This is a genomic window from Vibrio sp. THAF64 (genome assembly GCF_009363455.1).
In the GTDB taxonomy this organism is placed as follows: domain Bacteria; phylum Pseudomonadota; class Gammaproteobacteria; order Enterobacterales; family Vibrionaceae; genus Vibrio; species Vibrio coralliilyticus.
On the sequence record NZ_CP045355.1, the window covers coordinates 147,364 to 161,473 of the forward strand.

The window sequence follows — 14,110 nt, forward strand, 5'->3', positions numbered from 1 at the left end:
TAGAAAAGTGAGATAGGGCAGCTATTACCTAATAGATATTCAATTCAGCAGTTTCTCTTACTTTGTTTTTAGTGCTGAAGCAAAGATATTTATAAGGCCCGCATAGTATTGAGGGCCCTTAAGCATAGTAACTAATCGTTTAGCTATTACTCAATATTCTGGATCTGCTCTCGCATCTGCTCAATCAGAACTTTCAGTTCCACGCCAGATGCGGTGATGTCAGTGCTGATAGACTTAGAGGCGAGCGTGTTCGATTCACGGTTGAACTCTTGCATCATAAAGTCGAGACGACGGCCACATGCGCCGCCTTTTTTCAGGATATTAGTCGCTTCTTTAACGTGAGAGTCCAAGCGGTCCAGCTCTTCTGCTACGTCTGACTTTTGCGCTAATAAGATCAGTTCTTGTTCAACTCGTGAAGGGTCGAGTTCAACCTTAGCTTCTTCAAATTTGGCAAACAGGCGCTCACGTTGCCAATCGAGAATTTCCGGCATGCGTGCACGAACTTTGACCACTTCGTCAGTAATGGCTGATAAACGCTGTTCAATCAGCGCCTTCATGTTTTCGCCTTCACGGCCACGGGCTTCGATGAATTCGCTTACTGCTTGGTCAAAAGCCGCCAACAAATCTTTGTTTACCGCATCCATGTCCTGCTCAGAAGTTTCCATCACGCCCGGCCAGTTCATGATCTGGAATGGGTTAAGACGGCTTTCATCACCAGTCATCTTCATCACTTGGCTAGCGGCGTTGATCACTTGCTGTGCCAAACCTTCGTTAATGCTCAGCTCGCCTTTTGCTGCTGGGTTAGCTTCAAAGCGCAACGCACATTCCACTTTACCGCGTGCTAGGCGCTTGCGAAAACGCTCACGAAGAACGGGCTCTAAACCTCGGAACTGTTCCGGCAGGCGGAAGTAGGTTTCTAGGTAACGTTGGTTCACACTGCGGATTTCCCAAACAGCGGTACCCCAATCGCCTTTCACTTCTTTACGTGCGTAGGCGGTCATACTGTAGATCATCGAATTTTCCTATTTCATCATCTTCGAAAATAACGCGTTGCAATAGTAGCAGAATGCACGAGATTTGGAATGTAACGCAGATGGGATGCTTTCCCGATATCCCGCTTTCTGCTAGAATCCTGCTCCAACCAAATTCGTCTCCCCCTCTCGTTAGGTAGATAACTAAGGTAGATGCCCATGCGTCCAAATGACCGTCAGGCGGATCAAATTCGCCCAATCAAAATCACTCGTAATTACACGGCTTACGCTGAAGGCTCAGTTTTAGTGGAATTCGGCAATACAAAAGTATTGTGTAATGCGACCGTTGAAGAGAACGTGCCACGTTGGCTAAAAGGTCAGGGCAAGGGCTGGGTGACGGCTGAATACGGCATGTTGCCACGTTCAACGCATTCACGTATGCGTCGTGAAGCGGCAAGTGGTAAACAGGGCGGTCGTACCATGGAAATCCAACGCCTGATTGCACGTAGCCTTCGTGCCGTGGTCGACCTAGAAGCGATGGGTGAGATTATGGTGACTGTAGACTGTGACGTAATTCAGGCTGATGGCGGTACACGTACTGCATCGATTTCAGGCGCAAGCGTGGCAATGGCCGATGCGTTCCAACACCTAATTGAGAACGGTAAGCTGAAGAAAAACCCGATGAAAGGCCATGTCGCTGCCGTTTCAGTCGGTATCCTGGGTGAAGACGTATTGTGTGACCTAGAGTATGTCGAAGACTCTGCCGCTGACACGGATATGAACGTGGTTATGACGGAAGACGGCCGCATGATCGAAGTTCAAGGTACCGCAGAGGGCGAACCGTTCACCCATGCTGAGCTGATGAAGTTATTGGAGTCGGCGACCAAAGGGATCACCGAGATTGTAGCGGCGCAGAAGGCGGCGTTAGAAAATTAATTTTTGTTAAATAGCTTCCCCTAAAAAGGAAGCTATTTTTTTATCAAGGCTTGGCTCAGGCGAAGTTTTGACCTGTTTATAAACCGTCTAGAAAACTAGACCTTTTATTTAGAGAGAAAGTGATGAAAGCATACCAGCGTGAATTTATTGAGTTTGCACTAGAGAAAGAAGTACTGAAGTTTGGTGAGTTTACTTTAAAGTCAGGTCGTAAGAGCCCGTACTTCTTTAACGCTGGTCTTTTCAACACGGGCCGAGATTTGGCGCGTTTAGGTCGATTCTATGCCGCTGCGCTGGCAGATTCTGGCATCGAGTTTGATGTTTTGTTTGGCCCAGCATACAAAGGGATTCCAATTGCGACGACCACAGCCGTTGCATTAGCGGATCATCACGAGATTGACACGCCTTATTGCTTTAACCGCAAAGAGGCGAAAGACCACGGCGAAGGCGGCAATCTGGTCGGCAGTGCGCTGGAAGGCCGCATCATGCTGGTTGATGATGTAATTACCGCGGGTACAGCAATCCGTGAGTCGATGGAAATTATTAAGGCAAACGGTGCAGACTTGGCTGGTGTATTGGTGGCGATTGACCGTCAGGAAAAAGGCAAAGGTGAGCTGTCTGCGATTCAAGAAGTCGAGCGTGACTTTGGCTGCGCAGTGATCTCCATTGTTAGCTTGGGTGACTTAGTGACTTATCTTGAAGAGAAAGGGAATGCAACCGAGCACCTTGAAGCGGTAAAAGCTTATCGTGCTGAATACGGCATCTAACAGAGCGCTATGGAAGAGGTTTAGCCATAGCCAGTAGTAAGTGACTGAACCTCGATCTGCAAATATTAAAAAGGGTTGATGCACATGCATCAACCCTTTTTGTTTCTTGCCTCTCGCGAGCTTGTATTGCTCTAGTGAGAGTTATCGTAGATTTCGCTTCCGTCTCGCTGCGTTTTTAATAACGACAGATTCCACATGTATTGTTCAGGATGCGGTCTGACCAAATCTTCGATCGCTTGGTTCATTGCTCGCGCATCGGCTTCTTCATCGCCTGTCGGGAAGTTTTCCAAGGCTGGCAGAATATGTACTTCGTACTTACCTGATTTGTCGTTGTAAGCAGGTAAAACTGGAAACACCTTGGCTTTCGATAGGCGTGCCATTTTACCAAAGCCTTTTAGAGTCGCTTTCTCCGTACCAAAGAATGGGACAAATACCGAGTTGGCGGCGCCGAAGTCTTCGTCTGGTAACCAGTAGCCAAGATAACCGTCTTTAATTGAGCGTACGAAAGGTTTTACCCCCGCTTCACGGGCGAAGATACGACCGCCATATTGCATGCGCTGTACTTGCATTAGCCAATCGCCGATTGGGTTGCGCTGCGGCTTCATGATGGTGGTGACTTTGTAGCCCTTTGCAGCCAGCATCACTGCTGGGTAATCAACTGCCCAAGCGTGAGGCGCTAAGATGATCACTTTCTCCCCCGCATCGAGCAGCGGCAAGATGTTCTCTTCGCCAATCATGACACCTCGTTCTTGGTTGTGCTTGGTAGAGCGTACCAGAAACTCAGAATAGCCAAACAGGTACTGAGCTGCCTTAACAAAAGTCTCTTCCAGAATATCCTGACGCTCTTGGTCTGACTTTTCAGGAAAACAGTACTTTAGGTTCACTCGTGCACGACGGACAACACGACCATTTTTGCGTACCACAAATACAGACAGTTTTCGCGCCAAGCTATCGCGCCAGCGGTATGGAATAAAGGCCAACAAGGCGGCAAATAAAATGCCCAGCCACGTCCCCCAGTGTTTAGGGTGTAAAAATGCCCACTCAAAGGTTGGGTTATGCAAATGTTTATCGATGCTATTTTTATCGTTGTTGCTCATTGAAAGCAGCACCTATGTTATTGATATCTTGAGTTAGTAAGAGAGTGGTCTGGCAGCGATTTGAATCGCTTGTGTAGCCACATCCACTGTTCCGGAGCGCGCATGATAATCTCTTCGACGAATTTATTCATGTAGGCTGCGGCCGCCGTTTCATCTTTTTGCGGAAAATCTTGGTCGATAGACTTATCGGCCATGATTTCGTATTTGCCGTTTTGGTTACGGAATCCAGAACCTGGCACGATGGCACTCTTACTAGTGTAAGCAAGGATGCTGGTTCCTGTTGTTGTACAAGCTTCTTCGACAGCAAAGAAAGGCACGAACACAGATTTATTATGGCCGTAGTCCTGATCTGGTAGGTAGAACAGGCGATGGCCTTGGCGCAAAACGCGCACCATCTGTTTAAGATCACGACGATAGATGAGTTGGTTGCCGTTACGTGTGCGTCCTCTATATTGGATGAACTCGTAAGCTGGGTTTGTGTGGGGGCGGTAAGCGCCGTATCCAGGTAAACCCAGTACACCAAATGCACGAGCGGTAATTTCTAAGTTCAGCGCATGCACACAACAGAGCAGCACACCCTTACCTTCATCGTTGAGCCGCTGTAGCTCTTTGATATCTTTCGCAATCAAAATACGCTTGAAACGCCAAGTCGGCCAAAACCAAGTAATGCCCGTTTCGATCAAAGCCATACCGGTGTTTTTGAAGTTCTCTACGACCATGTGGTCGACCTCTTTGGCTTCCATCTCAGGAAAAGCCAGCTCAAGGTTACGCTTGGCGATTTTGACTCGGGATTTACCTAACTTCATACCCAACGCACCGATACCTCGGCCGATTTTAAGCAGTAATGCATAAGGCAGAAGGTTGACGGTCAGGGCCAGTAAACCAAACCCAAACCATACGCCCCAATATTTAGGGTGGAGTAGGGCTGGAGTAAACTTAGGCTTTTCGACGGTATTTTTTTTGCTCATAGTGATTACTTAATCTGTGCACTCAACAGTGACCAGTATTCTTCAAAGTTGGCGGTCGGTTGATATTTAAAGTCTGAGCGTACGAAACGGTTCAAGCTGCCTTCTACTTGCCCAAGAAGCTGAGCGGCCAGAATGGTTTCGTCCACAGGGAAGGACTTACCTTCTCTGAGCTTACGTTCACGCAGAATTTGACGAATAGACGTTTCAATGCGTTCAAACAGTTGATTGATGCGCTCTCTCAGTCGCTCATTCTCAAACATTAGTGCGTGTCCAGAAAGGATACGCGTAAGCCCAGGGTTACGTTCAGCAAAGGCCAGAATCAGTTGCAACACCAGACGAATGCGGGTCAGGGTATCTTTTTCTTCATCCAGTATACGGTTGATGCGCGACATCAAGGATTCTTCAATGAACTCGATCAAGCCTTCAAACATGCGAGCTTTGCTCGGGAAATGTCGATATAGCGCCGCTTCTGATACGCCGACGCGTTTCGCTAGCTTGGCGGTGGTGATGCGAGAACCACCATCGTTAGATTCGAGCATTTGTGCGAGTGCTTGTAAGATTTCTTCCCGGCGGTTGCTTTTTCTTGTTCCGGCCATGAACGTGTTCCTTTTGTTACCACTGTTGATGCCCATAGACACAGGCATTCGCCCAACTTAGCAGGCTAAGATGGGCGGAATAGACGAATTTCTGATTGTTAGAATAGCGACTTAATTGTCTAACTTTGCGGCGATAATTGTAAGTATCTGCTTCGCAATTTGTTGTTTTGATGCAAGGGTAAGTGATTGCTCACCATCTTTCCAGTATAGGTTAATCGCATTGTCGTTGCTGTTGAAGCCTTGTCCTTCTACTGAGACATCGTTGGCACAAATCATATCGAGATTTTTCTTGGTCAGCTTAGTTCGAGCGTAATGTTCTACATCCTGAGTTTCTGCGGCAAAACCAACGGTAAATGGGCGCTGTTGAGTCATACCGGCCACTGAAGCGACAATATCAGGGTTTTTGACCATAGTGATGGTCATTTGTTCGCTGTCATCCGTCTTCTTAATTTTCTGATCTGAAACCGCTTGTGGGCGATAATCCGCCACGGCTGCGCAGCTGATGAAAACATCATGCTCACAAGCCTTGTCCATTACGGCGTTATACATATCTTCTGCGCTCGCCACATCAATGCGCTGCGAACCAGCTGGTGTTTTAAGATTCACCGGGCCTGCGACTAACGTGACCGTTGCACCGAGCTGAGCCGCTGCTTCCGCTAATGAGAAGCCCATTTTCCCTGAGCTGTGGTTAGTGATGTAACGTACTGGGTCGATGGCTTCACGGGTTGGCCCAGCAGAAATTAATACTGATTTACCTTTGAGAGGTTTGTCGCCCCAGAACTGTTCGCACAATCCCACCAGTTGCATTGGTTCTAACATTCGGCCAGGGCCGACATCGCCACAGGCTTGTTCACCGGCTGCTGGTCCCCAGATGTGCATGCCACGTCGCTCTAGCGTCGCAATGTTCTCTTGTGTTGCTTGATTGAGATACATCTGTTGGTTCATGGCCGGAGAGACTGCGATTGGAGCATCGGTCGCAAGTACCAGTGTGGTGAGTAAATCATTGCCCATGCCCGCTGCCATGCGTGCAATTAGATCAGCGGTGGCTGGTGCAAGTAAGACCAAATCCGCCCATTTAGCCAGCTCAATATGGCCCATAGAGGCTTCTGCCGCCGGATCCAATAAGCTATCGGAGACTGGACGTCCGGAGACCGCCTGCATTGTCAGTGGTGTAATGAATTCTTTTGCGGCTTTAGTCATAACAATCTGAACTTCAGCGCCACGTTCAATCAGACGACGCGTCAGGTCGGCACATTTATAAGCGGCAATACCACCACCGATACCAAGTAGGATCTTTTTGCCCGCGAGTGTTTGCATGATGATCATCCTTAAAAAATACTGCGAGTAGATTACCACGCAGCCAATTGAGACTCTAGAAATGGAAAGTGTTGTTGCAGATTCCGTGCGCTTTTGCCTTTCTCGTTATTGCTTCTTTATATACCTATCATTTACAGAAAATCTTTCACTGCGACGAAGATAATTCTTTTGCTCGCCAGTGAGTGAATAAGAAAGTTTAAGCTAATACCACCCTATTTATTGTCTTAAGGATAAGTGTTTACATGTTGCCTAGAGAGTCGATGCCAAGAGAAAAACTGCTCAGCCGAGGTCCACAATCGCTCACCGATGCGGAGCTGTTAGCGATTTTTCTTCGCACTGGTACGCAGGGCATGAATGTACTCCAGTTATCAGACAAACTGCTTAAGGATCTCGGTTCGCTACGCAGCTTATTTGCGGCGAGCAAAGAGGAGTTCTGTCAGCACAAAGGGCTGGGAGAAGCCAAATATGTCCAGCTGCAAGCCGTGCTTGAGATGACACAGCGCTACCTAAGCGAAACCTTACAACGTGGCGAAGCGTTAACCAGCCCTCAGCAGACCAAGCTTTATCTTTCTAGCATGTTGCGCGATCGCCAGCGGGAAGCTTTCTATATATTGTTTCTTGATAATCAACATCGGGTAATCAAGGATGAAGTGATGTTTGAAGGAACCATAGACGCCGCATCTATATATCCCCGAGAGGTTGTGAAGCGGGCATTGGAGCATAATGCAGCGGCTTTGATTCTTGCTCATAATCATCCATCAGGGGTGGCGGAACCGAGTCAGGCTGATCGCAGAATCACCCAGCGTATCAGTGATGCGCTGGCTTTGGTCGACATTCGAATTCTCGATCATTTTGTGGTTGGAGATGGCGATGTAATTTCCTTCGCTGAGCGTGGATGGATTTAAATCACATTATTTGTTGTGAGTTGCGCGAATTCTGCTACAATCCCCCGACATTTTTTGAACTATTATCAGCTCTGCCTAAAAAAGATCACGAAAACCTTGAAAAAGGATCTGTTCGGGTCTTGAGCAATGCTAGTCAAGTTAGTATAATGCGCGACCTTTGATAGCCTTGTATGGGTTTCCATAGCGGTATAAGACCTCAAACTTCTATATTTAGAAACTGAGAGGTTCGGCCACCAAGGTTGATATCGAGCTGAAACGATTTTGGAGAAGACATTCATGTCACGAGTATGCCAAGTAACTGGTAAGCGTCCAGTAACGGGTAACAACCGTTCACACGCACGCAATGCTACTAAGCGTCGTTTTCTGCCGAACCTACAAACTCATCGTTTCTGGGTAGAGAGCGAAAAACGTTTTGTTAAACTACGTCTATCTGCTAAAGGTATGCGTATCATCGATAAGAAGGGCATCGATGCTGTTCTTGTTGACATTCGCGCAAACGGCGAAAACGTTTAAGAGGAAATAGGCAATGGCAAAGAAAGGCGTACGTGAGAAAATCCGTCTAGTATCTTCTGCAGGTACTGGTCACTTCTACACTACTGACAAGAACAAACGTAACATGCCAGGCAAATTTGAGATCAAAAAGTTTGATCCAGTTGTTCGCCAGCACGTTATGTACAAAGAAGCTAAAATCAAGTAATTGATTTCTTCTTTGAAGCTTCTAAACAGAAGTCTGAATTAGAAACCCAGCGTTCTCGCTGGGTTTTTTATTACCTGAAATTCCCAAAAGGCTTCACAGTCTAGCCTACCTCCGCTCATTTCCCTCTTTCCTGTTTTCTGCTACCTTTTCTTATAGTTACCTACAGGGAAATCAAAGTTCATGCGTGTTTCTACTTCACGGCGGCGTCGCTGGAACAACATCATGATATTGGGCATCATCGCTTTCATCGCGATCCTCAATTTGCCGACTATCATCAAAACCTATTTGATTGATGACGAACCGGTCGCTGAAGTTAGTCCTTATCCTTATTTGCTCAATCCGTCGGCGGAGTTGAAAGCACTGCATTTTTCTGACTGGTCACTGGAGCACTTGAACGGTGAGTGGAGTTTGACTAAGCAAAGTAGCCTTTCACCACAGGAGCTAGTTGAACGCTGGTCGGGCTTAGTTGGGACCGAAGTTGATCAGGACACTTTTGATGGATTGAAGCCTCAATTGACCTCACCACAGACGATTGAAGTTTGGTATCGCGATCAAGAAGAGCCTCAAAGGATCACCTTCTATCAAACCCCACAATTCTGGTTGTTGAAAAACTGGCAGGATCAATGGATAGCCGTTTCAGTTGATCCAGAATATCTGCTACCTTAAACGCCCTGAGTTATTAATTGCCATACCACTATGCCTGAATTACCTGAAGTTGAAGTCAGCCGTATGGGGATCACTCCTCATTTAGCTGGACAAACCGTTGCCAAGCTGACTTTTCGCACCCCCAAGCTGCGCTGGGATATCCCACATGAGCTAAAGAAGATGGAAGGTCAGGTGATCCGCAGTATTTCTCGCCGTGCTAAATACTTGCTGATTGAAACCGATGTAGGTAGCGCGATTGTGCATTTGGGTATGTCGGGGTCTTTACGTGTACTGGATGCAGACATGGAGCCGGGAAAACACGATCATGTCGACTTAAAGCTGACCAATGGCAAGGTACTACGTTATAACGATCCCAGACGTTTTGGGGCTTGGTTGTGGACCGAAGATGGTGAACATGATGCCTTGGGCCATATGGGGCCAGAGCCGCTAACGGAAGACTTTGATGCGCAATACATCGCGGATAAGGCAAAGAATAAGCGTGTCGCGGTGAAGCAGTTCATTATGGATAACAAAGTCGTAGTTGGGGTAGGAAATATCTACGCTAATGAGTCATTGTTTAGTGCACGTATCCATCCGACACGATCAGCAGGCACGCTAACGGCGAAAGAGTGGCAACGTTTGGTTAAAGAGATTAAACAGGTGCTCGATACGGCCATTAAGCAGGGCGGAACAACATTAAAAGATTTTGCTCAGGCGGATGGTAAACCGGGCTATTTTGCTCAAGAGCTGCAAATTTATGGCAAAGCTGGTGAAGCCTGTCCTAGCTGTGGCGAAGCGATTGAAGAGCAGAAAATTGGTCAGCGCAATACGTTTTTTTGTCGCCATTGTCAGAAATAGTTAAATATAGAGCTGAGGTTTCATGTCAGCTCTATATCTCTATTAAAATTAGACTTTCGCTTTGTTTTTCAATGCCTCAGCTACCGCTTTAGGCACAAAGTTGGTGACATCCCCTCCATGAATAGCCACTTCACGGACTATGGTCGAGGAGATAAATGCGTGCTCTTCCGCGGGTGTGAGGAAAACGCTTTCTAATCCGGGCATCAGTCTACGATACATATTGGTTAAACCAAATTCGTACTCAAAGTCTACGGTGGTACGTAAACCACGGATAAGAACGTTCGCATTTTCTTGCTTCGCAAAGTCGACCATCAAACCCGAAAATCCCTTCGAGCTTACATTGTCCAAATGCTGAGTCACCTGCTGTGCAAAAGTTACGCGCTCTTCTAGCGTAAACATGGTGTTCTTACTTGGGCTGGCAGCAACAGCAATGATCACTTCATCAAACATATCTGCCGCACGTTCGATTAAATCTAAATGGCCATTGGTAATCGGATCAAAGGTTCCTGGATAGATCACTCGGGAAAGGCGTTTTTTGCTCACAGTCAGTTACTCAAATGATTCTTTTATATCGCTTAATGGTAACAAAAAGGCTCACATTTACCCAACTTAGCCGTTATCATTGGGAGCAAAGATTGAGAGTTAGGAAAAGTAATGAAAAAGATACTGGTGGTTCGTAACGACAAAATAGGCGACTTTATGCTGGCTTGGCCCAGTTTCGCGATGCTGAAAGCTTCGATGCCGGATTGTCAGATTACAGCGCTGGTACCTAATTACACGGTAGCGCTGGCAGAGCTGTGTCCTTGGATTGATAAAGTGCTGGTTGATCCAACGAAGAAGGGTTCTAAGCACGCGCAATCGACTTTGATTGAGCAAATAAAAGCGGAGCGCTTTGATGCATCCATCAACCTTTTCTCTACGACATATAACGCGAAATTGGTCTGGAAAGCGAAAATCCCTTACCGTCTTGCTCCAGCGACAAAGCTAGCACAGATCTTTTATAACAAGCGTATCAAGCAAAAGCGTTCACAATCAGCAAAGCCAGAATACGAATACAACCTAGACTTAGTGCGTGCGTTTTTAACGGATATTGGTCAAGCGGTGGCTGAGCCTAGCGCACCTTATCTCTCTTTCTCAGTTGACGATATACAGCAACAAAAGCACAAGCTCTCACAACAATTGAATTTGAACGTAGAGAAGCAATGGGTGTTCGTTCATACCGGTAGCGGTGGTTCAGCCAATAACTTATCTCTACAGCAATACACTCAGTTAATCTGCGATATGCCGGAGCCGTTTGAAATTATACTGACGGCTGGGCCGGGAGAAGAGCAGAAAGCGGCTGAGTTACATAACCTACTGAAAGAAAAGGGCAGAGCCTCGGTGGTGTACGACAAGAACGATGGCTTGGTCGATTTCTCTTGTTCTATTGCTTGTGCCGACTTGTTTATTGCAGGTTCTACTGGGCCCTTGCATATCGCGGCGGCGATAGATGTACCGACCGTTGGCTTTTTTCCAAGTAAGCGTTCAGCGACACCGCTGCGCTGGAAACCAATTAACTCGGCAGGCAACCATATCGCTTTTTGCCCACCAGAGGCAGAAGATAAAGCCAGTCAGGAAAATATGGCCAGAATTGATATAGATGTGGTCTCGAGAGAGTTACAACCATGGATAAGCCGTAAGCTGAATTAACAAGATTAGAATTTATCTGGCATCTTGTCCGTTTCACTGCGAACCCACAGATCCGCATATTTCACAAAAGTAGAATGTGCTGAAAGCAGAGAGAGCAAGAAGCCTTGCTTGCCATCAAGAAAGCCGGCTTTAACAACATACATTTTCAAGAAGCAGCCTAATGCGTGCAAAATGCCTTGTGAGATGCTGCTTTTCTTACCTTTTTTCTCGCGCTGTTCAGCCCAGGCTTTGGCATAGCCCGCCGACTTCACTAAGTAGTGATTCATGTCGTTATAGGTAAAGTGAATCAAATCTCCATTCAAGTTTTCGACTTTCATGGTTTTCGTCACTTCGACTTTTTCATGGACCAGAGCGTCATTGTATTGCGTTAACGTGGTTGGGTATAAGCGCAATACACGATCGGGATACCAGCCACAATGACGGATATAGCGTCCAAATACCCAGCTTAGACGCGCCGTTTGATAAATGGTATCAGCCTTGTTTTCACTCACTGAATCTAAAATGCTTTGCTTGAGCTCAGGAGTAACACGCTCATCGGCATCTAACCAAAGGACGTAATCCGACTCAACGTAGGACTGAGCCAAGCGGCGCTGAGGGCCAAAGCCAGGCCATTCAGGATTGACGTAAAACTTGTCCGTAAAACGGCGTGCAATCTGTTCGGTATTGTCTGTACTCCCAGAGTCCAGTACCACAATCTCGTCTACCCAGTCGTGAACGGTTTCTAAACAAGCTTTCAGGTGCTGCGCTTCGTTCTTAACGATAAGTGCGACGGCAATGGTTGGTTTACTCACTGTGGTACCTCTGAAGTCTCTCGGAGTTTATTGTAAATGGAGTTCTGTGGTTACTTTATCAAACATGGCGATGACTTGCTGAGGTTGAATGCGCTCCATGGCGTTTTTGTCTTTGACACGGGCACGCCAGCTAAGCTGAGCTGCAGATTTCCCCGTCTCAGCTTGAATTGCGTCTTCATAAGCAGACACCACATACTGGCGATATTGATAAGGCCCAGTGCGTTCAGGGTTGTGGTGGGCATACAAACCAATAACCGGTGTATTGACTGCATTGGCCATATGAGCAGGGCCAGTGTCGGGGGCGATCACCAAATCAGCTTGGTCTAACAGTGCCAGCATTTGCTTCAGCGAACTTTGGCCGACTTGATTGTTGATTGTGCATGTCAGCTTGTTTTCAATCTTCGTCGCTAGGTCTAATTCTACTTGTGCTGGGCTACCGGCTAAGGTGACCTGCCAGCCTTGGTCTACGGCGTGCTGGATAAGTTCTGCGTAGCCTTCGGCTGTCCAGTTCTTGTAGGCTTTACTTGCCGCAGGTACGACAACCAAGTTGCGTTTGTCGGTAGATAATTGCTGTTGTGCCCAATGTTCATCTTCATCTGAATATTCAAGCGTCCAGACAGGGCTCATATCTTCAATACCAAGTGTGTGGCCAAAGGCGAGTAGCCCATCTAAGACGTGCATGGAATCAGGTGAAGGCACTTTGACGTTGGTAAACAGAGTTTGGAAGTCCTGACTGCGGATAGAATCAAAACCGAGCTTGTATTTCGCCTTAATCCCTAGAGTGGCAATGCTGGCTCTGAATGCGTACTGCATGTGCAGCAGTGCATCAAACTTGTGTCCTTTTAGCGTTGCCCAGAGTTTTTTATAGCCCTGCCAGCCTTCCTTCTTGTCAAACACAATCACACGAATGCCGGGTATGTCTTCAATCAGTTTGGCTTCAAGCTTACCTGTGATCCAGACAATGTCGGTTTGTGGCCACTGATGTTGAATGGCTTGAACTGCCGCAACGGTATTACACACATCGCCAATCGCAGATAAACGCAGAATGCACAAAGACTCAGGGGCAGAAGAAAAAAGGCTCATAAACAATTCTTTTAGCTAGCAATGGTGAAGATTATGCAGAGGCGCTCAATAAATGTAAAATGGCCACTGAAATTTAATCAGAGATAGCCTCCGCATGAAAACCGTGCAATTGGATAACCAAACCATCTGGTATGACGAAACCTTGCTAAAGGAAGACCCTAAACGGGTGTTTGACGCCGGATTTTGGCAAAATGCCGGTAAAGTCATCGGCAGTGCCCAAGGGCGTGGAACCACTTGGTTTGTGCAAACGGAAACTATTGAAGCGGCACTCAGGCATTATCGTCGCGGTGGCTTGTTTGGAAAACTAGTGGAAGATAGCTATCTCTTTTCAAGTTGGGAAAAAACTCGCAGCTATCAGGAATTTCAGTTGCTAAACACTTTGATTGAAGCTGGCGTCAATGTACCTAGACCAATCGCTGCCCGCACGGTAAAAAGTGGTGTAACCTACAAAGCGGATCTATTGAGCGAAAAAATCCCCAATGCACGGGACTTGGTTTCTATCCTGATGGAAAAACCACTTCCTGCCGAAATGTATCAGAAGATTGGTCAAGAAATCCGCAAGATGCATGATGCACAGGTTAATCATACCGACCTTAACATTCACAATATCCTGATAGATGAGCAAGACAAAGTGTGGATAATCGACTTTGATAAATGCTATCAGCAATCAGGAAATGGCTGGAAACTGAGCAACTTGGATAGATTGAAAAGGTCGTTTGAAAAGGAAGTAGGTAAGGGTGGGATTCATTGGAAACTAGATGATTTTCAGCATCTAAAACAGTAATCTCGTATA

At 46.8% G+C, this 14,110-nt stretch carries 17 protein-coding genes; 9 read left to right on the forward strand and 8 right to left on the reverse strand.

The window, feature by feature from the left end; all coding sequences use genetic code 11:
- Positions 1–146 precede the first annotated feature (146 nt).
- Positions 147–1,013 carry a YicC/YloC family endoribonuclease gene (locus FIU99_RS00605; protein WP_006963409.1) on the reverse strand — a complete coding sequence of 289 codons (867 nt, stop codon included), beginning with the start codon at positions 1,011–1,013 and terminating at the stop codon, positions 147–149.
- A gap of 177 nt (positions 1,014–1,190) precedes the next feature.
- On the opposite strand from FIU99_RS00605, the gene rph reads away from it, so the two are divergent.
- Together rph and pyrE are read left to right on the forward strand one after the other, a co-directional pair.
- On the forward strand, positions 1,191–1,907 hold the full coding sequence (gene rph, locus FIU99_RS00610) for a ribonuclease PH (RefSeq protein ID WP_006963408.1): 717 nt from the start codon (positions 1,191–1,193) through the stop codon (positions 1,905–1,907).
- 122 nt (positions 1,908–2,029) lie between these two features.
- The gene (pyrE, locus tag FIU99_RS00615) at positions 2,030–2,671 is read left to right on the forward strand and encodes an orotate phosphoribosyltransferase (RefSeq protein ID WP_006963407.1); all 642 of its coding nucleotides are present in this window, start codon (positions 2,030–2,032) and stop codon (positions 2,669–2,671) included.
- Positions 2,672–2,802: 131 nt separating this feature from the next.
- Here pyrE and lpxM read toward each other — a convergent pair whose 3' ends face one another.
- The 4 genes from lpxM to coaBC form a co-directional block, all read right to left on the reverse strand.
- A complete protein-coding gene (lpxM, locus tag FIU99_RS00620; protein WP_152471938.1) occupies positions 2,803–3,768 on the reverse strand; it encodes a lauroyl-Kdo(2)-lipid IV(A) myristoyltransferase in 966 nt (321 codons plus the stop codon).
- A gap of 17 nt (positions 3,769–3,785) precedes the next feature.
- Positions 3,786–4,736: a Kdo(2)-lipid IV(A) acyltransferase gene (locus FIU99_RS00625; RefSeq protein ID WP_006963405.1), complete on the reverse strand. Its 951-nt coding sequence runs from the start codon at positions 4,734–4,736 to the stop codon at positions 3,786–3,788.
- A 5-nt stretch (positions 4,737–4,741) separates the two neighbouring features.
- Complete coding sequence (slmA, locus tag FIU99_RS00630; RefSeq protein WP_006963404.1) at positions 4,742–5,332, reverse strand: nucleoid occlusion factor SlmA; 591 nt, start codon at positions 5,330–5,332, stop codon at positions 4,742–4,744.
- Between the two features lie 111 nt (positions 5,333–5,443).
- Complete coding sequence (gene coaBC, locus FIU99_RS00635) at positions 5,444–6,649, reverse strand: bifunctional phosphopantothenoylcysteine decarboxylase/phosphopantothenate--cysteine ligase CoaBC (protein ID WP_006963403.1); 1,206 nt, start codon at positions 6,647–6,649, stop codon at positions 5,444–5,446.
- 230 nt (positions 6,650–6,879) lie between these two features.
- On the opposite strand from coaBC, the gene radC reads away from it, so the two are divergent.
- The 5 genes from radC to mutM all read left to right on the forward strand — a co-directional run bounded on the left by radC (position 6,880) and on the right by mutM (position 9,754).
- The gene (gene radC, locus FIU99_RS00640) at positions 6,880–7,554 is read left to right on the forward strand and encodes a DNA repair protein RadC (protein WP_039952754.1); all 675 of its coding nucleotides are present in this window, start codon (positions 6,880–6,882) and stop codon (positions 7,552–7,554) included.
- A 276-nt stretch (positions 7,555–7,830) separates the two neighbouring features.
- Positions 7,831–8,067, forward strand: coding sequence for a 50S ribosomal protein L28 (gene rpmB / locus FIU99_RS00645; RefSeq protein WP_004410867.1), 237 nt, complete (start codon positions 7,831–7,833; stop codon positions 8,065–8,067).
- Positions 8,068–8,080: 13 nt separating this feature from the next.
- A complete protein-coding gene (gene rpmG, locus FIU99_RS00650; protein ID WP_004410866.1) occupies positions 8,081–8,251 on the forward strand; it encodes a 50S ribosomal protein L33 in 171 nt (56 codons plus the stop codon).
- Positions 8,252–8,431: 180 nt separating this feature from the next.
- On the forward strand, positions 8,432–8,917 hold the full coding sequence (locus FIU99_RS00655; protein ID WP_039952752.1) for a hypothetical protein: 486 nt from the start codon (positions 8,432–8,434) through the stop codon (positions 8,915–8,917).
- 30 nt (positions 8,918–8,947) lie between these two features.
- Positions 8,948–9,754: a bifunctional DNA-formamidopyrimidine glycosylase/DNA-(apurinic or apyrimidinic site) lyase gene (gene mutM / locus FIU99_RS00660; protein WP_152471939.1), complete on the forward strand. Its 807-nt coding sequence runs from the start codon at positions 8,948–8,950 to the stop codon at positions 9,752–9,754.
- A gap of 48 nt (positions 9,755–9,802) precedes the next feature.
- On the opposite strand, the gene coaD is transcribed toward mutM, so the two are convergent.
- Positions 9,803–10,297: a pantetheine-phosphate adenylyltransferase gene (coaD, locus tag FIU99_RS00665; protein WP_006963399.1), complete on the reverse strand. Its 495-nt coding sequence runs from the start codon at positions 10,295–10,297 to the stop codon at positions 9,803–9,805.
- Between the two features lie 111 nt (positions 10,298–10,408).
- Here coaD and FIU99_RS00670 point away from each other — a divergent pair, with 111 nt between their 5' ends.
- Positions 10,409–11,443 carry a glycosyltransferase family 9 protein gene (locus tag FIU99_RS00670; RefSeq protein WP_006963398.1) on the forward strand — a complete coding sequence of 345 codons (1,035 nt, stop codon included), beginning with the start codon at positions 10,409–10,411 and terminating at the stop codon, positions 11,441–11,443.
- A 5-nt stretch (positions 11,444–11,448) separates the two neighbouring features.
- Here the strand turns inward: FIU99_RS00670 and FIU99_RS00675 are convergent, their stop codons facing one another.
- Both FIU99_RS00675 and FIU99_RS00680 read right to left on the reverse strand, forming a co-directional pair.
- The gene (locus FIU99_RS00675) at positions 11,449–12,234 is read right to left on the reverse strand and encodes a glycosyltransferase family 2 protein (protein ID WP_006963397.1); all 786 of its coding nucleotides are present in this window, start codon (positions 12,232–12,234) and stop codon (positions 11,449–11,451) included.
- 27 nt (positions 12,235–12,261) lie between these two features.
- Positions 12,262–13,317, reverse strand: coding sequence for a glycosyltransferase family 9 protein (locus FIU99_RS00680; protein ID WP_006963396.1), 1,056 nt, complete (start codon positions 13,315–13,317; stop codon positions 12,262–12,264).
- A 94-nt stretch (positions 13,318–13,411) separates the two neighbouring features.
- Between FIU99_RS00680 and FIU99_RS00685 the strand changes: the two genes are divergently transcribed.
- The gene (locus tag FIU99_RS00685) at positions 13,412–14,101 is read left to right on the forward strand and encodes a 3-deoxy-D-manno-octulosonic acid kinase (protein ID WP_006963395.1); all 690 of its coding nucleotides are present in this window, start codon (positions 13,412–13,414) and stop codon (positions 14,099–14,101) included.
- Positions 14,102–14,110: the final 9 nt, after the last annotated feature.

Coding starts and splice junctions, on each gene's coding strand:
- FIU99_RS00605 (WP_006963409.1), bottom strand. CDS start 1,013: ATGATCTACAGTATGACCGCCTACGCACGTAAAGAAGTGAAAGGCGAT.
- rph (WP_006963408.1), top strand. CDS start 1,191: ATGCGTCCAAATGACCGTCAGGCGGATCAAATTCGCCCAATCAAAATC.
- pyrE (WP_006963407.1), top strand. CDS start 2,030: ATGAAAGCATACCAGCGTGAATTTATTGAGTTTGCACTAGAGAAAGAA.
- lpxM (WP_152471938.1), bottom strand. CDS start 3,768: ATGAGCAACAACGATAAAAATAGCATCGATAAACATTTGCATAACCCA.
- FIU99_RS00625 (WP_006963405.1), bottom strand. CDS start 4,736: ATGAGCAAAAAAAATACCGTCGAAAAGCCTAAGTTTACTCCAGCCCTA.
- slmA (WP_006963404.1), bottom strand. CDS start 5,332: ATGGCCGGAACAAGAAAAAGCAACCGCCGGGAAGAAATCTTACAAGCA.
- coaBC (WP_006963403.1), bottom strand. CDS start 6,649: ATGCAAACACTCGCGGGCAAAAAGATCCTACTTGGTATCGGTGGTGGT.
- rpmB (WP_004410867.1), top strand. CDS start 7,831: ATGTCACGAGTATGCCAAGTAACTGGTAAGCGTCCAGTAACGGGTAAC.
- rpmG (WP_004410866.1), top strand. CDS start 8,081: ATGGCAAAGAAAGGCGTACGTGAGAAAATCCGTCTAGTATCTTCTGCA.
- FIU99_RS00655 (WP_039952752.1), top strand. CDS start 8,432: ATGCGTGTTTCTACTTCACGGCGGCGTCGCTGGAACAACATCATGATA.
- mutM (WP_152471939.1), top strand. CDS start 8,948: ATGCCTGAATTACCTGAAGTTGAAGTCAGCCGTATGGGGATCACTCCT.
- FIU99_RS00670 (WP_006963398.1), top strand. CDS start 10,409: ATGAAAAAGATACTGGTGGTTCGTAACGACAAAATAGGCGACTTTATG.
- FIU99_RS00680 (WP_006963396.1), bottom strand. CDS start 13,317: ATGAGCCTTTTTTCTTCTGCCCCTGAGTCTTTGTGCATTCTGCGTTTA.
- FIU99_RS00685 (WP_006963395.1), top strand. CDS start 13,412: ATGAAAACCGTGCAATTGGATAACCAAACCATCTGGTATGACGAAACC.